At 63.0% G+C, this 14935-nt stretch carries 11 protein-coding genes and 1 tRNA gene; 9 read left to right on the plus strand and 3 right to left on the minus strand.

Annotated features, from left to right (window positions below; translation table 11 throughout):
* Window positions 1-3 precede the first annotated feature (3 nt).
* The gene (gene mdlC, locus FAZ98_RS17725) at window positions 4-1581 is read right to left on the minus strand and encodes a benzoylformate decarboxylase (RefSeq protein ID WP_158952604.1); all 1578 of its coding nucleotides are present in this window, start codon (window positions 1579-1581) and stop codon (window positions 4-6) included.
* Window positions 1582-1688: 107 nt separating this feature from the next.
* On the opposite strand from mdlC, the gene FAZ98_RS17730 reads away from it, so the two are divergent.
* From FAZ98_RS17730 to FAZ98_RS17765, 8 genes are all read left to right on the plus strand, one after another.
* On the plus strand, window positions 1689-2582 hold the full coding sequence (locus tag FAZ98_RS17730) for a LysR family transcriptional regulator (protein WP_158952605.1): 894 nt from the start codon (window positions 1689-1691) through the stop codon (window positions 2580-2582).
* Window positions 2583-2827: 245 nt separating this feature from the next.
* A complete protein-coding gene (locus FAZ98_RS17735; protein ID WP_158952606.1) occupies window positions 2828-3598 on the plus strand; it encodes a class II aldolase/adducin family protein in 771 nt (256 codons plus the stop codon).
* Window positions 3595-4833, plus strand: a complete 1239-nt coding sequence (locus FAZ98_RS17740) for an alpha-hydroxy acid oxidase (RefSeq protein ID WP_158952607.1) — start codon at window positions 3595-3597, stop codon at window positions 4831-4833. Before FAZ98_RS17735 ends, FAZ98_RS17740 begins: the two co-directional genes overlap by 4 nt.
* A 97-nt stretch (window positions 4834-4930) precedes the next feature.
* The gene (locus FAZ98_RS17745) at window positions 4931-6379 is read left to right on the plus strand and encodes an aldehyde dehydrogenase family protein (protein WP_158952608.1); all 1449 of its coding nucleotides are present in this window, start codon (window positions 4931-4933) and stop codon (window positions 6377-6379) included.
* A gap of 88 nt (window positions 6380-6467) precedes the next feature.
* Entirely contained in the window at window positions 6468-8090 is a 1623-nt protein-coding gene (locus tag FAZ98_RS17750) for a thiamine pyrophosphate-binding protein (RefSeq protein ID WP_233272802.1), read from the plus strand.
* A 158-nt stretch (window positions 8091-8248) separates the two neighbouring features.
* A complete protein-coding gene (locus tag FAZ98_RS17755; protein WP_199272388.1) occupies window positions 8249-9505 on the plus strand; it encodes an MFS transporter in 1257 nt (418 codons plus the stop codon).
* Window positions 9506-9695: 190 nt separating this feature from the next.
* Window positions 9696-10625 carry a LysR family transcriptional regulator gene (locus FAZ98_RS17760; RefSeq protein WP_158952610.1) on the plus strand — a complete coding sequence of 310 codons (930 nt, stop codon included), beginning with the start codon at window positions 9696-9698 and terminating at the stop codon, window positions 10623-10625.
* 229 nt (window positions 10626-10854) lie between these two features.
* Window positions 10855-12051 carry a YncE family protein gene (locus FAZ98_RS17765; protein WP_158952611.1) on the plus strand — a complete coding sequence of 399 codons (1197 nt, stop codon included), beginning with the start codon at window positions 10855-10857 and terminating at the stop codon, window positions 12049-12051.
* Window positions 12052-12163: 112 nt separating this feature from the next.
* On the opposite strand, the gene FAZ98_RS17770 is transcribed toward FAZ98_RS17765, so the two are convergent.
* Window positions 12164-12251: transfer RNA gene (locus FAZ98_RS17770), tRNA-Ile, on the minus strand.
* 139 nt (window positions 12252-12390) lie between these two features.
* Entirely contained in the window at window positions 12391-14637 is a 2247-nt protein-coding gene (rpoD, locus tag FAZ98_RS17775; protein ID WP_407672109.1) for an RNA polymerase sigma factor RpoD, read from the minus strand.
* Here rpoD and FAZ98_RS35635 point away from each other — a divergent pair.
* Window positions 14636-14887, plus strand: a complete 252-nt coding sequence (locus FAZ98_RS35635) for a hypothetical protein (protein ID WP_233272803.1) — start codon at window positions 14636-14638, stop codon at window positions 14885-14887. The two genes, rpoD and FAZ98_RS35635, sit on opposite strands and share 2 nt — an antisense overlap.
* Window positions 14888-14935: the final 48 nt, after the last annotated feature.

Raw genomic sequence — 14935 nt, forward strand, 5'->3', positions numbered from 1 at the left:
GGCTCAAGCGCGCGTCTCGACTTCGATGAGCACCGGCTTGTTACCCGCCAGCGCTTGTCGCAGGGCCGAGGTGAGCGACTCCGCCGAATCCGCGTGCAGTGCTTCCACGCCGTAGCCGCGAGCCAGCGCGCAGAAGTCGAGACCGGGCACATCCAGGCCCGGGACATTCTCCGCTTGCAGGACGCCGGCGAACCACCGCAAGGCGCCATACGTCCCGTTCTTCATGATGATGAAGATGGTCGGAATGTTGTACTGGGCCGCCGTCCAGAGCGCCTGGATGCCGTAGTTCGCCGAGCCGTCGCCAATCACGCCGATAACGCGGCGCTCCGGCTTTGCCAGCTGAATGCCGACCGCCGCCGGCAGCGCGAAGCCAAGACCGCCTGCGGCGGCGAAGTAGTAGCTGCCTTGTTCGGTCATGCGCAGGCGCTGCCACAGGATGTTCGTGGTCGAGGTCGACTCGTTGACATAAATGGCGTCGCGCGGCGCCATGTCGTCGAGGATATCGAACACCCGCTCCGGCGCGAGGCGCCCTGCTTCCGCAGGCGCCGGTTCGGGACGGCGAACCGCCGCAGGCATCGGGCGCGACGTCTGCGCGACGGCCTCGTTCAGCGCTTCGAGCGTCGGCGCGATTTCGGCGATGAGAGCATCGCCCATCGGCGCGCGGGTCGCTTCGTTGATGTCGCAAGTGATGGCGACAAGGCGCGTTCCCTGCGGCAGGAAGTCACCGGGTTCGTACTGGTGATAGCGGAACACCGGCGCACCGACCACGAGCACGAGGTCGTGGCCTTCCAGCAGCCGGCTGATGCTGGCGATGCCCGCCGGAAGCAGGCCGCGAAAGCAGGCGTGGGTTGTCGGAAACGAGCAGCGAGGCGCCGAAGGCGCCTGCCAGACCGGCATCGCGAGCTTTTCCGCGAGCGCCACCGCGAGACCGTTCGCCGCGCTCGCGTCGACGTCCGGACCCACGATCATCGCCGGATTTTTTGCCTGTTCGAGTTCGCGAGCCAGCTTCCGAAGGACGGCCGGCGCCGGAACGCCCGCCATCTCGACGCGACGCGTCGCGAGATAGTCCACGCCGGGGGCGGCCTCCTGCTTCCAGTCGTCATAAGGAACCGACAGGTAGACGGGGCCTTTCGCGCCCGTGCCCGCGGTGTGAATCGCGCGGCTCAGCGCCAGCGGCACCTCTTGCGCGCAGGACGGCTCGGCACTCCACTTGACGAGCGGCTTCGGCAACGACGCGGCGTCGACGTTCGCCAGCAGCGCCTCCACGCCGATCATCGCGCGAACCTGCTGCCCGGCGGTCACCACGAGCGGCGAGTGGGAGTTCCAGGCATTGGCGAGCGCGCCCATGGCGTTGCCGGTGCCCGCGGCCGAGTGGAGGTTCACGAGAACCGGACGCCCGGTGGCTTGCGCGTAGCCGTCCGCCATCCCCACGACCGCGCCCTCATGCAGGCCGAGGACATAGTGGAAGTCGCCCGGGAAGTCATGGAGAAACGGCAGTTCGTTAGAGCCTGGATTCCCGAAGCAGGTCGTCAGGCCCTGGCTGCGGAGGATTTCGTAGCACGCTTGGTGAATGGTTTTCATGACATCACTTCCTTTCGATTGGCCACATCGTAGGAGCACGAGTTTCATAAATCCAATCATCCTTTTTTTGTTCTTATAATAGAGGCCATCTATAAAGGTGGCGTCGCGTGAGTACTGACCTGAACCTCATCCGGACCTTCGTCGCGATCTACGAAACGCGCAGCGTGAGCGCGGCGGCCAGGCGTCTCAACATCACGCAACCCTCGGTGAGCTACTCGCTGACGCGATTGCGCGACCTGCTCCACGACCCCCTGTTCACCCGCACGCGCGACGGGATGATTCCAACCTTCAATGCCACGCAGTTGTTCAACTCGTTCAAAGAGGCACTGAACAGTATCGAGTCGGCGATTTCCGCCACGCGCCAGTTCGACCCCACCCGCTCGGAACGATCGTTCCGGCTCGCGCTTTCCGATTTGGGGGAGCTGTACTTCCTGCCATTCCTGATCCGCGAATTTCAGGCGATTGCGCCTTCCGTTGGGCTCGAAATCGTCCAGATCGACAGCAACCTCATCGCCGAATGGCTGCAAACCGGGTACGTGGACGCGGCGGTGGGCAACATGCAGTTTGTTGGCGGCCAGGCGCGAAAGACCACGCTATTCAGCGAGAGTTATTCGTGCCTGCTGAGTGCGTCTCACCCGACCATCCAGGGGACGTTGACGCTGGAGCAGTATGTGGCGGCCAACCACGTGGTGGTCGCGCCGTTCACCGGCCATCACCTCGTGGAAGACGCAATGAGCGAGATGGGGTTGAGCCGCAAAATCGTTCTGCGGGTTCCGCACTTCACCAGCCTCTCTTCGTCCATCGCGACCACCGATCTCATGCTGACACTACCCACGCGCATCGCGAAGTCGTTCGCCAGCGAGGGGCGCATGCAGGTACTGCCGCTGCCGTTTCAACTCCCGCCATTCGAAGTGAACCTGTACTGGTATCCCCACGCGGAAGACTCCGCGGCGCAGCAATGGTTCTGCGACACCATCAATCGGACACTGCGCCAGGTCTGAGCAGGCTTCGCGCACTCCGCCCGGGACCTGGGGTATAGGCGGGGAACGGCAACCCGCGAACCGCGCCAATAAACGCCGGAACGCTCGTAGCACGGCGGTCCGGGGGTTTTCAGGCGTCCGGCGCCTTCATAGCTGGTATGTGATAGCGACGTAGCGTGTGACCGGCGCTTGCCGCTAGCATCCATTCATCGTGGACTTCTGCCCGCCTGTTGCGGGCAAGCAAAACAACATTGAATGGAGCACGCATGCCAATTTCCCAACTCCAGTTTCCGGGCGTTCGCCACCTCGTCGACGATGCGGAGTGGCAGACTCGAGTCGACCTCGCCGCCGCGTACCGACTCGTCGCCATGTTCGGCTGGGACGACCTGATCTTCACGCATCTCACGGCGAAGATTCCCGGGACGGAGCACTTTCTGATCAACCCGTACGGCGTGATGTTCGACGAAGTCACGGCCTCGAGTCTGGTCAAGGTGAATCTGCAGGGCGAGAAGGTGATGGAGTCCGCCTACGACATCATCCCGGCCGGCTTTCTCATTCACAGCACCGTCCACGCCGCGCGCCCCGATGCGACGTACGTCATGCACGTGCACTCCATCAACGGGGTTGCCGTGTCGGCGAAGCAAGAAGGTTTGTTGCCCATTTCGCAGCAGGCGCTTTTCGTGATGGGCTCGCTCGGCTACCACGACTACGAAGGTATTGCGTTGAAGGATGCCGAGCGGGAGACGCTCACGCGAGACCTCGGCAACCACCAGTACCTCATGCTGCGGAATCACGGCTTGCTGACCACCGGCAGGTCCGCCGCCGACGCTTTCCTCGCCATGCACAAGTTCGAAAGCGCTTGCATGATTCAGGTCCGCGCACAGAGCGGAGGCAGCGAGATGGTCCGCATTCCCGACGCCATCCTCGACAACGCGCCCGAGCAGATCGCGGCTGGCCGCCGTGGCCGCGGCCCGGAAATCGTCTGGCCTTCGCTGTTGCGCCGCGTCGCCCGTCTGTCACCGGGATTCGACGAATGAGCGTCACGCAAACCGGGCTGAGCGACCCGCCGTTGAACCCACCAAGCGTGAAGGTTCCGTCGCAAGCGCTGAAAAAGCCGTCCATTCTGAACGACGTGTACTGCCTGGATGATTTCCAGCCATTGGCGCAGAAGAAGCTTCCGCGCCAGCTCTATAGCTATATTGCCAACGGCGCCGACGACGAATATTCGATGTCGCTCAATCGCGCGGCATTCAATCAGTTCACGTTTACGCCGCGCATTCTCGAGGGCGTCGCCGGGCGTTCGCAGAGCATCACGCTATTCGGGCAGCCGTATTCGTCGCCGTTCGGCGTGTCGCCGGTCGGCCTCGCAGCGATGTGGTGCTATCGCGGCGACATCGTCCTCGCCAGGACGGCGGAGGAATGCGGCGTCCCCGCCGTGATGAGCGGCGCTTCGCTGATCCGGATGGAGGACGTGGCCGCTGCTGCGCCGAACACCTGGTTCCAGGCGTATATGCCGGGCGACGAGAAACGCATTGGTGAACTCCTCGCGCGTATCGCCGACGCAGGGTTCCGAACGCTGGTCGTGACGGTCGACCTGCCCGTGCAGGTCAACCCGGAACGCTACGCGAAGAACGGTTTTTCCACGCCGCTGCGTCCCAGCGCCCGTTTGGCCTTCGACGGACTCAGTCATCCGCAGTGGCTGATTGGCACCTTCCTGAAGACACTGGCGTTCCATGGCATGCCGCACTTCGAGAACTGGCGCGCCGAGCGCGGCGCTCCCATTCTGTCCGGTTCGGTGAAGCGGGACATGGTCGCTCGAGATCATCTGTCCTGGGAACACTTCAAGATCGTGCGCCGATATTGGCAAGGCACGCTGGTTCTGAAAGGCGTGATGCGTCCCGAGGACGCCGTCATCGCGCGGAACTGCGGCGTGGACGGCATCATCGTTTCGAACCATGGCGGACGTCAGATGGATGGCGCGGCCTCGCCCATGGACGTCCTGCGCGCCGTGGTCGATGCCGTGCCCGACGTGACCGTCATGATGGACAGCGGTATCCGGCGCGGAACGGACGTGCTGAAGGCGCTTGCCGAAGGCGCGAAATGCGTCTTCAACGGCCGCTCGTTCAATTACGCGGCGACCGCTGCCGGAGCGGCGGGCGTGCGGCATGCAATCTCGATCTTGCGAACCGAGGTAGACCGGGATATGGCGCTTCTGGGAATCAATAAGGTCAACGAAATCGACGCTTCGTTGATTCGCCGAAGAGCGGCTTAACGGCTTTCGAACCCGCGTTTCAGAAGCCAGCCCCGCTCCCTTCCGGGAAGGGCGTGGCTTCGTGCGTCCCGCAACATCCATCGGTTAATCATTGACGATGAGCGAATTCAAAAACTTTATCGGTGGGGAATGGGTTGCCGGCGCATCGTCGACCCTGAACATCAATCCCAGCAATATCGCCGAGGTCATCGGCGAATACGCGGGCGGCACCGCCCAGGACGTCGACACAGCCGTGGCCGCTGCGGCGGCCGCGTTCCCCGCGTGGTCCACCGGCGGCATCCAGGAGCGCAGCGACGCGCTCGACAAGATCGGCGAAGAACTGCTGGCTCGCAAGGACGAACTCGGCACGCTGCTGTCTCGCGAAGAGGGCAAGACGCGCGCCGAAGGTATCGGCGAAGTCGCGCGGGCCGGACGCATCTTCAAGTTCTTCGCGGCCGAGGTCCTGAGGCAAACCGGCGAGGTGCTGGCCTCCGTTCGTCCCGGCGTGGGTATTGAAGTGACTCGCGAGCCCGTTGGCGTCGTCGGCCTCGTCACGCCGTGGAATTTCCCGATGGCCATTCCCGCGTGGAAAATCGCGCCGGCGCTCGCGTATGGCAACTGCGTCGTCCTGAAGCCCGCCGACCTCGTGCCTGGCTGCGCATGGGCGCTCGCGGAAATCATCAGCCGCTCGGGCGTCCCCGCTGGCGTCTTCAATCTCGTGATGGGGCGTGGCAGCGTGATCGGCGAGGCCATGGTCGAACATCCCGGCATTCATGCCATCAGCTTCACCGGCTCCGTTGGCGTGGGACGCCGGATTGCCGAGCGTTGCGCGGCACTGCAAAAGAAAGTCCAGCTCGAGATGGGCGGGAAGAATCCGCAAGTCGTGCTGGACGATGCGGACCTCGCCACGGCGGTAGAGCTTTGCGTGCAGAGTGCTTACTACGCTTCCGGTCAGCGCTGCACCGCGTCCAGTCGCCTGATCGTGACGAAGGGCATCTACGCGAAGTTCGTCGACGCGATGCAGGCGCGCATGGCCGGCATTCGGGTCGGCAACGCACTGGCGGCAACGACCGATATCGGGCCCGTCGCAAGTCAGGCGCAGTTCGACCAGGACGCGCGATACGTGGATATTGCGCTCGACGAAGGCGCGACGCTCGCGGTTCCCGGCGGCCGGGTCGCCTGTCACACCGGCAGTGGATTCGAAGGCTATTTCTTCTCGCCGGTGCTGCTCACCGATACGACGCCCGCCATGCGTATCAACAAGGAAGAAGTGTTCGGCCCGGTCGCCTCGATCATCCAGGTCGCCGACTACGACGAAGCCCTGGCAAGCGCGAACGACACCGAGTTCGGTCTCGCCGCGGGCATCGCCACCGCGAGCCTGAAGTACGCGTCGCATTTCAAGCGCCATAGCCAGGCCGGCATGGTGATGGTGAATCTCCCCACCGCTGGCGTCGACTATCACGTGCCCTTCGGCGGCCGGAAGGGATCGAGCTATGGTCCCCGCGAACAGGGCACCTATGCCCGCGAGTTCTACACGACCGTGAAGACCTCGTATATCGCCAGCTAACCCCCATTCGAACAAAAGGTCTGCCGTGTCTGCCAATCACCCGCTGCAAACTTCCGCCCCGCGCGCTTCAACCGCCGGCCGTGTACTCGTGGACGCCCTGAAACTGCATGGCGTGGAGCGTATCTTCTGCGTGCCCGGAGAGAGCTATCTGGAAGTGCTCGACGCCCTTCATGACCACCCCGACATGGAGCTGATCGTCGCCAAGCATGAAGGCGCGGCGGCAAACATGGCGGAAGCCGACGGCAAGCTGACCGGCCGCCCCGGCATCTGCATGGTCACACGCGGTCCTGGCGCGACTCACGCGAGCATCGGTGTCCACATCGCGCAGCAGGATTCCACGCCGATGATTCTCTTCGTGGGCCAGATCGCGCGCGCGCACTGGGGCCGCGAAGCGTTCCAGGAAGTCGACTACCAAGAAATGTTCGGGTCGATGGCGAAGCTCGTTATCCAGATCGAAGACGAGCATCGTATGGGCGAGCTGATGGCGAAGGCGTTTCATACCGCCGTATCGGGGCGCCCCGGACCGGTGGTCGTCTCGCTTCCCGAAGATATGCTCGTCGCCGCGACGACTTCCCAGGCGTGTCTCGCAACCCCCATCGAAACGCCGGCGGTCAGTGCGACCTCCTTAAAGGCGATCGAGGCCGAACTGAAATCGGCGCAACGCCCGCTGGTCGTGGTCGGCGGCAGCACCTGGACCGGGCAAGGCATCGAAGACATCCGGGCCTTCGCCAGAGCATGGAATGTGCCGGTGGCGTGTTCGTTCCGCCGGCAAGATATCGTCGACAACAACGACCCGCAGTACGTGGGGCATATGAGCCTGGGCATGAGCCCGATGCTGAAAGAGATGGTCGCATCGGCCGACGTGATCGTCTCGCTCGGCAGCCGGCTGGGGGACGTGGCAACCGACGCGTACTCGCTGCTGAGCGTGCCGGTCCCGAGGCAACGGTTGATCATGTGCCATCGGGAGGCAGGCGAGCTCGGGCGCGTCTTCCAGGCGGCGCAGGCGATTCAGATCGACCCCAACGCCATGGCCGCGGCGCTGTGCACGTTGCGCGCGCCCGAGGCCCCGGCGTGGCACGCATGGACGCAACAAGGCCGCGCTGCGTTCGAAGCGTTCACGGCGCTGAACCCGGCCTCGCCCGCGGTGAATGGGGTGAATCTCACCGAGGTCATGTTGCATCTGACCTCGACGCTGCCCGCCAACTCCGTACTCACGAACGGCGCGGGAAACTATTCCGTCTGGCTGCATCGCTATTACCGCTACCGTGCGGCACGTACCGAACTCGCGTCCACCTGCGGCGCGATGGGCTACGGCCTCCCCGCCGCCGTGGCCGCAGGATTGCGACACAAGGACCGCACGGTCGTTTGCGTCGCCGGTGACGGCTGTTTCCTGATGTACCCGCAAGAACTCGCCACCGCTGTCGAATATGGCGCGCGCCTGATCGTCCTCGTCGTCAACAACGGCATGTACGGGACGATCCGCATGCACCAGGAGCGCGAGTACCCCGGACGCGTGAGCGGTACCCGCCTGCGCGGGCCCGACTACGTCGCTCTGGCGAAGGCGTTCGGCGCGCATGCGGAACGGGTGACTTCGGCCGAAGCCTTCCCCGCTGCCTTCGAGCGGGCACGGGAAGCGGGCGGCGTCGCGCTCATCGAACTGATCACCGACCCGCTGCAGATTACCCCCGAGAAGCGCCTCGACACGGTTTGAGCCGCACGGAACCGAAGAGAACGTCGATCAGTCTGGCCAGGCGCGGGCTGAACATCGCCGTGCTTTGCCCATAAAAGAGAAAAGGTGAAGGAGATAACATGAACAAGGTCATTGAGCCCACGCCGAAGGTGAAAGCCATCCAGCGAGGCGCGTTGACGATGCTGGTCATCAGCGGAGTGATCAGTACCATCGACCGCGCGGCGCTCGCCGTGGCGAATCCCCTGATTCGCCACGACATGGGACTGTCGGTGGCGGAAATGGGCTTCCTGCTCTCCGCATTTCTGTGGGCCTATGCGTTCGCGCAATTGCCTGTTGGTGTCCTGCTGGACCGCTTCGGTCCGCGCTGGCTGCTCGCGGGCGGACTGGCGCTCTGGTCCGCGGCGCAGGCCATGTGCGGCATGGTGAACAACACGGTGCAGTTCGCCGTCGCCCGCGCGCTGCTCGGCGTTGGCGAGGCGCCTCAATTCCCGACGGGTGCGCGGGTCACGCGCGACTGGTTCGCGGCTCGTCACCGCGGGCGCGCGACCGGCACGTTTATCAGTTCTTCCTATCTGGGAACCGGAGTCGCCGCGCCGTTCCTGACCGTGTTGATGCTGAACTTCGGCTGGCACAACATGTTCATCATCATGGGCGTGCTCGGGCTGGTCATGGCGGCGATCTGGGCGGCGTTTTACCGTAGCCCGGCCGACGTCGCGTTGACGGCCGAAGAGCATGCCTATCGCCAGGCCGGCGACGAAATCAAGGCGGCCTCGAGGCAAAGCCTGACGGCGAAGCAGTGGGGCAGCCTGCTGAAGGACCGCACGACCCTCGGCCTCGTGCTCGGGTACTTCGGCATCACCTACGTGAGCTGGCTGTTCCAGAGCTGGTTGCCCGGATATCTGCAAATGGAGCGCCACATGAGCATTGCGAAGGTGGGCTGGACGGCGGCCATTCCCTACACCTGCGCGGTACTCGGTGCCCTGTCGGCAGGTTTTGTCGTCGACAAACTCGCCAATGCGGGCTTCAGCCTGACCAACAGCCGCCGGCTGCCCATCTGCGTCATCTTGCTTCTCGAAACCGCCATGGTCGCATCCGCTGCGGTGGCGCCGAGCAACGCGGTCGCGGTTGCGGCCATTTCGGGCGCCATGTTCTGCGGTGCGGCCGCCGCAAGTATCGCGTGGTCGGCCATCAGCGTATTGAGTCCAACCGCGTTCACCGGCTCGCTGGGCGCGTTGCAGAACTTCGGCGGCTTCACGGGCGGCGCATTGGCGCCCATTGTTACCGGCCTCATCGTTCAGGCGACCGGTTCGTTCGTCGTGGCGCTGTTCGTCGGCGCCGGTCTGGTGTTGCTGGCCGCCTGCTCGTATCTGTTTCTCGTTCGCGGTCCCATCACGCGGCTCGAGGCGGAGCCGATGGGAGCCGTGAAGGCGGCATGAGCGGCGCAGCCGCCAGCTGATCGCGTCCGCCAAAAACACAAAGGGCGTAACGGTGACGTTGCGCGCTTCGGTACTCGCGGTCTCCGGTAGGGCTGGCTGTATTGCGTTATGGTACGGTAGGACCGGCTTTAGAAGCCGTGCCCACTGGAGGCCTGTTTCACAACGGTATGACGCGTCGCGCGACAAAAGAATGGACCTGAACGTACTCGAGTATTTCTGCACCATCGCCAAGGCGGGAAGCCTCTCGAAGGCCGCCGCCGTGCTGGGAATCGAACAGTCGACCTTGACGCGGCACATCGGCAAACTCGAAGACTCGGTGGGCGTCAAGCTGTTCCATCGAACCGGCCGGGGCATGGTGCTCAACGAGAAAGGCCAGATCTTTTTCGAGTACGCGAACGAGATGACCGAAGCGGCCGACCGGGCGCGCAAGGTCGCGCGGGAACTGGCGGCGCAAGGTCCCGCGCACATCATCGTGGCGGCTCAACCCACGTTGGCGCAAGTCACCTTCGGCCCGATTCTTCACGCGCTCAAGCGCGAGTATCCAACGACCACGGTGCGATTTGTCGAGGCGCTGGGCAGTCAGATTTTGACGTGGCTCCAGGAAGGCAAAGTGGACGTTGCCTTGCTGTACATGCCCAGCAATTCGAAACTGATTCCCCATGAGCGGCTGGTCCAGGAGCCGTTTTATTGTCTCTCGCCTCCGGGGCCGCAGCCCAAGCAGAACTCCATGACGGCAAGAGAGTTCATCGACTTGCCGCTGGTCATTCCCAGTACGGCTCACGGCATTCGGACCCAGGCTCAGTCGTTTGCCGACCGCTACGGAAAGCGCCTGAACATCTCCGTGGAATGCGATGGCTCGACGCACCTGATGCGCCAGCTCGTGCAGATGGGACATGGGCATACCTTGTTGCCATTCGCTTCTGCCGCGAGCGAAGTATCGGCAGGCTTGATGCGCGCGACACGTATCGACGATAGCGAAGCCGTGCGATCCGTGGTGATGGCGACGACGACGGGAAAGGTCCCGATGGTCGGCCTCTCTCGCGTGACGGGAATCATCAAAGAAACCATCGCTGAAATCGTGGCCCGGAAGCAGTGGCCTGGCGTCGACAAGATGAGTTGATCGTGTCGTAAACGCTAAGTCTGCGGTCAGACTTTCTATTCCATAAAATTAGTTATCCGTATGGAAATTCACGCCATGAAAATGCATGCGATTTTCATGATCGGTTCATAGCTGATATGCGCCTGTGCCGTAGATACACGCGGCTGCCCCACGTTAGGATGATTTTGCCGGTCGCATTACCCTGGTCGGCGAACCATCGCGGCCCATAAAATCAACGGAGACAGGTTTCTTGAAGACACAGAATCAATTCGGAGTTCGAACGAAGCTACGCTATTGCGGCATCGTCATCGCCTCAGCTATCGCACTCTGCGCGAGCGCGAACAGTCAGGCCGACCTGTTGTTCAGCACGAACGATGGTCACACGGCGCTGAAGGATGGCCAGCTCGTCGCGGCGTCGCCGCAGCATGCGGATACGCTGACTGTCTACGAGAGCGCGCAAAGTCGCCTCAAGCTGCTCACCACGTTCGACATGGCCGGAAGCGTCGTGGGCCCTCCGATGGCGCTCTGGGTATCGCCCGACGCATCGTGGGGCATCGCGACGGCGTCCACGTCGCTCGACACCGAACACGCGGGCGAGATCAAGCCCGATACCCAGGTCAACGTGTTCGAAATTGGCGGCACGCCGCATGGGTCCGAGATTCGGGTGGTCCAGCATTTGTCCGCTGGCGCTGGCGCAGCTTCCGTCCGTGTCTCGCCCGACGGGAAATACGCGGCGGTTGCCAATCGCGACGGCGGCACGGTGAGCTTCTTCACGATTTCGGGCCACGCGCTCAGCCCGTTCCAGACGTTCACCTACAAGAAGGATTCGGGTCCCAATGGGGCGGTTTTCCTCGGCGATAGCCGGACGGTCCTGGTGACCATGAACAAGGAGAACCGGGTCAGCATTCTCCACATCGACGGTGACAGCGTGGAAGAGGATGCGCGCTCCATCACGACCGGCATCGCCCCGCTCACGATCGAGCTGAGCCCGGCGGGCGGTCTGGTCGCCGTTTCCAACATGGGACGCAGTGCGGGTGATGTGGACACCGTCAGCATCATCGACGTTAGCAAGACACCGTTCCGCACGATCGACACGGTCGCGGTTCCGAGCGGGCCGGAGCCGATGAAGTTTTCGCCGGACGGACGGTATCTCACGGTCGGTTCGGAAGACGGCACCACGAAGGCGAAGTCTTCGCCGTTCTGGCATGCGAACGGGTACTTGAGCGTATTCGAGGTCGAGAACGGCCGGCTCCATCTGAAAGCCCAGGAGAAGTCGGGGGGCTGGATGGAGGGCATTGCTTACTCCAAAGACGGCCAGCGCATCTACGTCCAGGATATGAACGAGAACGTCATCCTCGCCTATGGCTGGAACGGCACGAAGCTGCAACTTCTGGAGAAACGGCCCGCTGCGGCGGGTCCGTCGGCGTTCGCAACGGCGTGGCGTTGATGCGGCGAGGAAACACACGAGCGCCAGAAACGCAAAAGCCGGCTAACGAAGCCGGCTTTTTTGCGTTCATTCACCGCATGGGGAAATTGTCTTTTCAGACACGCTGACTATCTGGTGGGCCGGGTGGGGTTCGAACCCACGACGTCCTTTCGGAGGCGGATTATGAGTCCGCTGCCTGCAACCAACACGGCGTCCGGCCCACGATATTTTCAGCGGTCAACAAAAAAGCCCGGTCTACCCAAAGGCCGGGCTTTTTGACGACAGGCCGACATACTACACGAAAGCAGGCCGGCCTGACCAGCGGGCGCGAGACTTCCGCGCACTACACCCGTACCGGGCTCAATTTCCTTCGAGGAAGGACTTGAGCTTGTCCGAACGGCTCGGGTGACGCAGCTTGCGCAGCGCCTTCGCTTCGATCTGGCGAATACGCTCGCGCGTGACGTCGAACTGCTTGCCGACTTCTTCGAGCGTGTGGTCCGTGCTCATTTCGATACCGAAGCGCATGCGCAGCACCTTCGCCTCGCGCGGCGTGAGCGAGTCGAGCACGTCCTTCACGACGTCGCGCATCGAAGCATGCAACGCGGCGTCGGCGGGCGCCACCGTGTTGTTGTCCTCGATGAAGTCGCCGAGATGCGAGTCGTCGTCGTCGCCGATGGGCGTTTCCATGGAGATCGGTTCCTTCGCGATCTTCATGATCTTGCGGATCTTGTCCTCCGGCATTTCCATCTTCTCGGCCAGCGTTGCCGGATCCGGCTCGAGACCGGTTTCCTGCAGGATCTGACGCGAGATGCGGTTCATCTTGTTGATCGTCTCGATCATGTGAACCGGAATGCGGATCGTGCGCGCCTGGTCCGCGATCGACCGCGTGATGGCCTGACGAATCCACCACGTTGCGTAGGTCGAAAACTTGTAGCCGCGACGATATTCGAACTTGTCCACCGCCTTCATCAAACCGATGTTGCCTTCCTGGATCAGATCGAGGAATTGCAGGCCACGGTTCGTGTACTTCTTGGCGATGGAGATCACGAGACGCAGGTTCGCCTCGGTCATTTCGCGCTTGGCCTGACGCGCCTTCAGTTCGCCGGCCGCCATCTGGCGGTTGGTTTCCTTGAGGTCCTTGAGCGGCAGCACCACACGCGCCTGCAAGTCGAGCAGGCGCTGCTGCTGTTCGCGGATAGCGGGAATGTTGCGCGAGAGAATGGCGCTATACGAGTGCGGTTCGCCCACGACCTTCTCCGACCACTCGAGGTCGGTTTCGTTGCCGGGGAAACGCGCGATGAACTCCGAGCGCGGCATGCCGCACTTGTCCACGACCGTGTGCAGGATCTGGCGTTCGACCTGACGCACTTCGTCAACCTGAGCGCGCAGCGTGTCGCACAGACGCTCCACCGTTCGCGCGGTGAAGCGGATCGACATGAGCTCGTTCTGGATGGTTTCCTGCGCCTTGAGATAGGACTTCGACTTGTAGCCCTCCTTCTCGAAGGCGCGGCGCATCTTGTCGAACCACTCGCTGATGAGGCCGAACTTTTCGAGCGAAGCGCGCTTCAAGGCTTCGAGCTGCGCCGCGTTGGCCGTCGCCTGCGCCGCGCCGTCGTCCTCTTCTTCCTCTTCCTCGCTCTCTTCCTCTTCTTCCTCTTCGTCCTCGTTCTCGATCTCTTCGGCCTGCTTGGCGTCGAAGCCGTCGGTGTCTTCGGCGTTCGGATCGATCAGGCCGTCGACGAGTTCGTCCACGCGGATCTCGTCGTTCGCGACGCGCTCGGCCATCGCGAGAATGTCGGCGATGGTGGTCGGGCACGCGGAGATCGCCATGACCATGTGCTTGAGGCCGTCTTCAATGCGCTTGGCGATTTCGATTTCGCCTTCGCGCGTGAGCAGCTCGACCGTGCCCATTTCGCGCATGTACATGCGCACGGGGTCGGTCGTGCGGCCGAATTCGGAGTCGACGGTCGAGAGCGCGACTTCGGCTTCTTCCTCGACTTCGTCGTCGGAAGACGCGTTGGGTGCGTTGTCGTTGAGCAGCAGCGTTTCGGCGTCGGGCGCCTGCTCGTAGACGGCCACGCCCATGTCGTTGAACGTGCTGATGATGCCTTCGATCGCCTCGGTTTCCGTGAAGTTGTCCGGGAGGTGATCGTTGATTTCCGCATACGTGAGGAAGCCGCGCTCCTTGCCGAGCTTGATGAGCGCGCGCAGCTTGGTGCGCCGCTCCTCGATCTCTTCGACGGTGCCGGGCTGCGACGACGCGAACGCGTCCTTCAGCAGCGCCTTTTCCTTGGCTCGCCGGTCTCGCGCTCGGGAGGTTTTCTCCTTCGCGGCGGGCGCGCTGTCTTCGCTCTGGGTTGCCTCGTCATCGACGGGTACTTCATTCAGCTTTTTCGTCATGGAGTTCGCCGTACCGGCTATAGTCTCGACTCGCGACTGCTGGACAACAGCCGCTTGAACCGTGGATACGTGAGCCTCGCGCTCTGCCGCATCGTCCGCGACGGCAGGCACTTCCCTTGCACTTCTCGAACCGGACCGCTTCGTTGCCGGTTGGGACGCGGCTTTCGCCGCGCGCACAGGCGCTGCTCTTGCAGCCGAAGCAGCCATGGACTTCCTCCGGGCTGCCGGTTCGGAACGGGTACTGGACGCGTTTCCTGACGAACGGGCGGATGTTGCGACATTGGCCTCAATGACCGTTTGGGTCGGCTCCGTCGAGCCCTTGCCAGTCGCCTTGCTTCCGCCTGCAGTCTTTGCCATTGCCATTCCGCCCTTGCTGGAAACCTGGACACGCCCGGATTACCCCAACCCGAGTGAATACCCACGCGCCTGCCCGGAAAAAACAAAAACAAACCGCTGAAAACCTGTAATTTTACCACGCGAGAAAAATGCGCTCCCGTGCGGTCCT

It is taken from the genome of Paraburkholderia acidisoli (genome assembly GCF_009789675.1).
Lineage (GTDB): Bacteria > Pseudomonadota > Gammaproteobacteria > Burkholderiales > Burkholderiaceae > Paraburkholderia > Paraburkholderia acidisoli.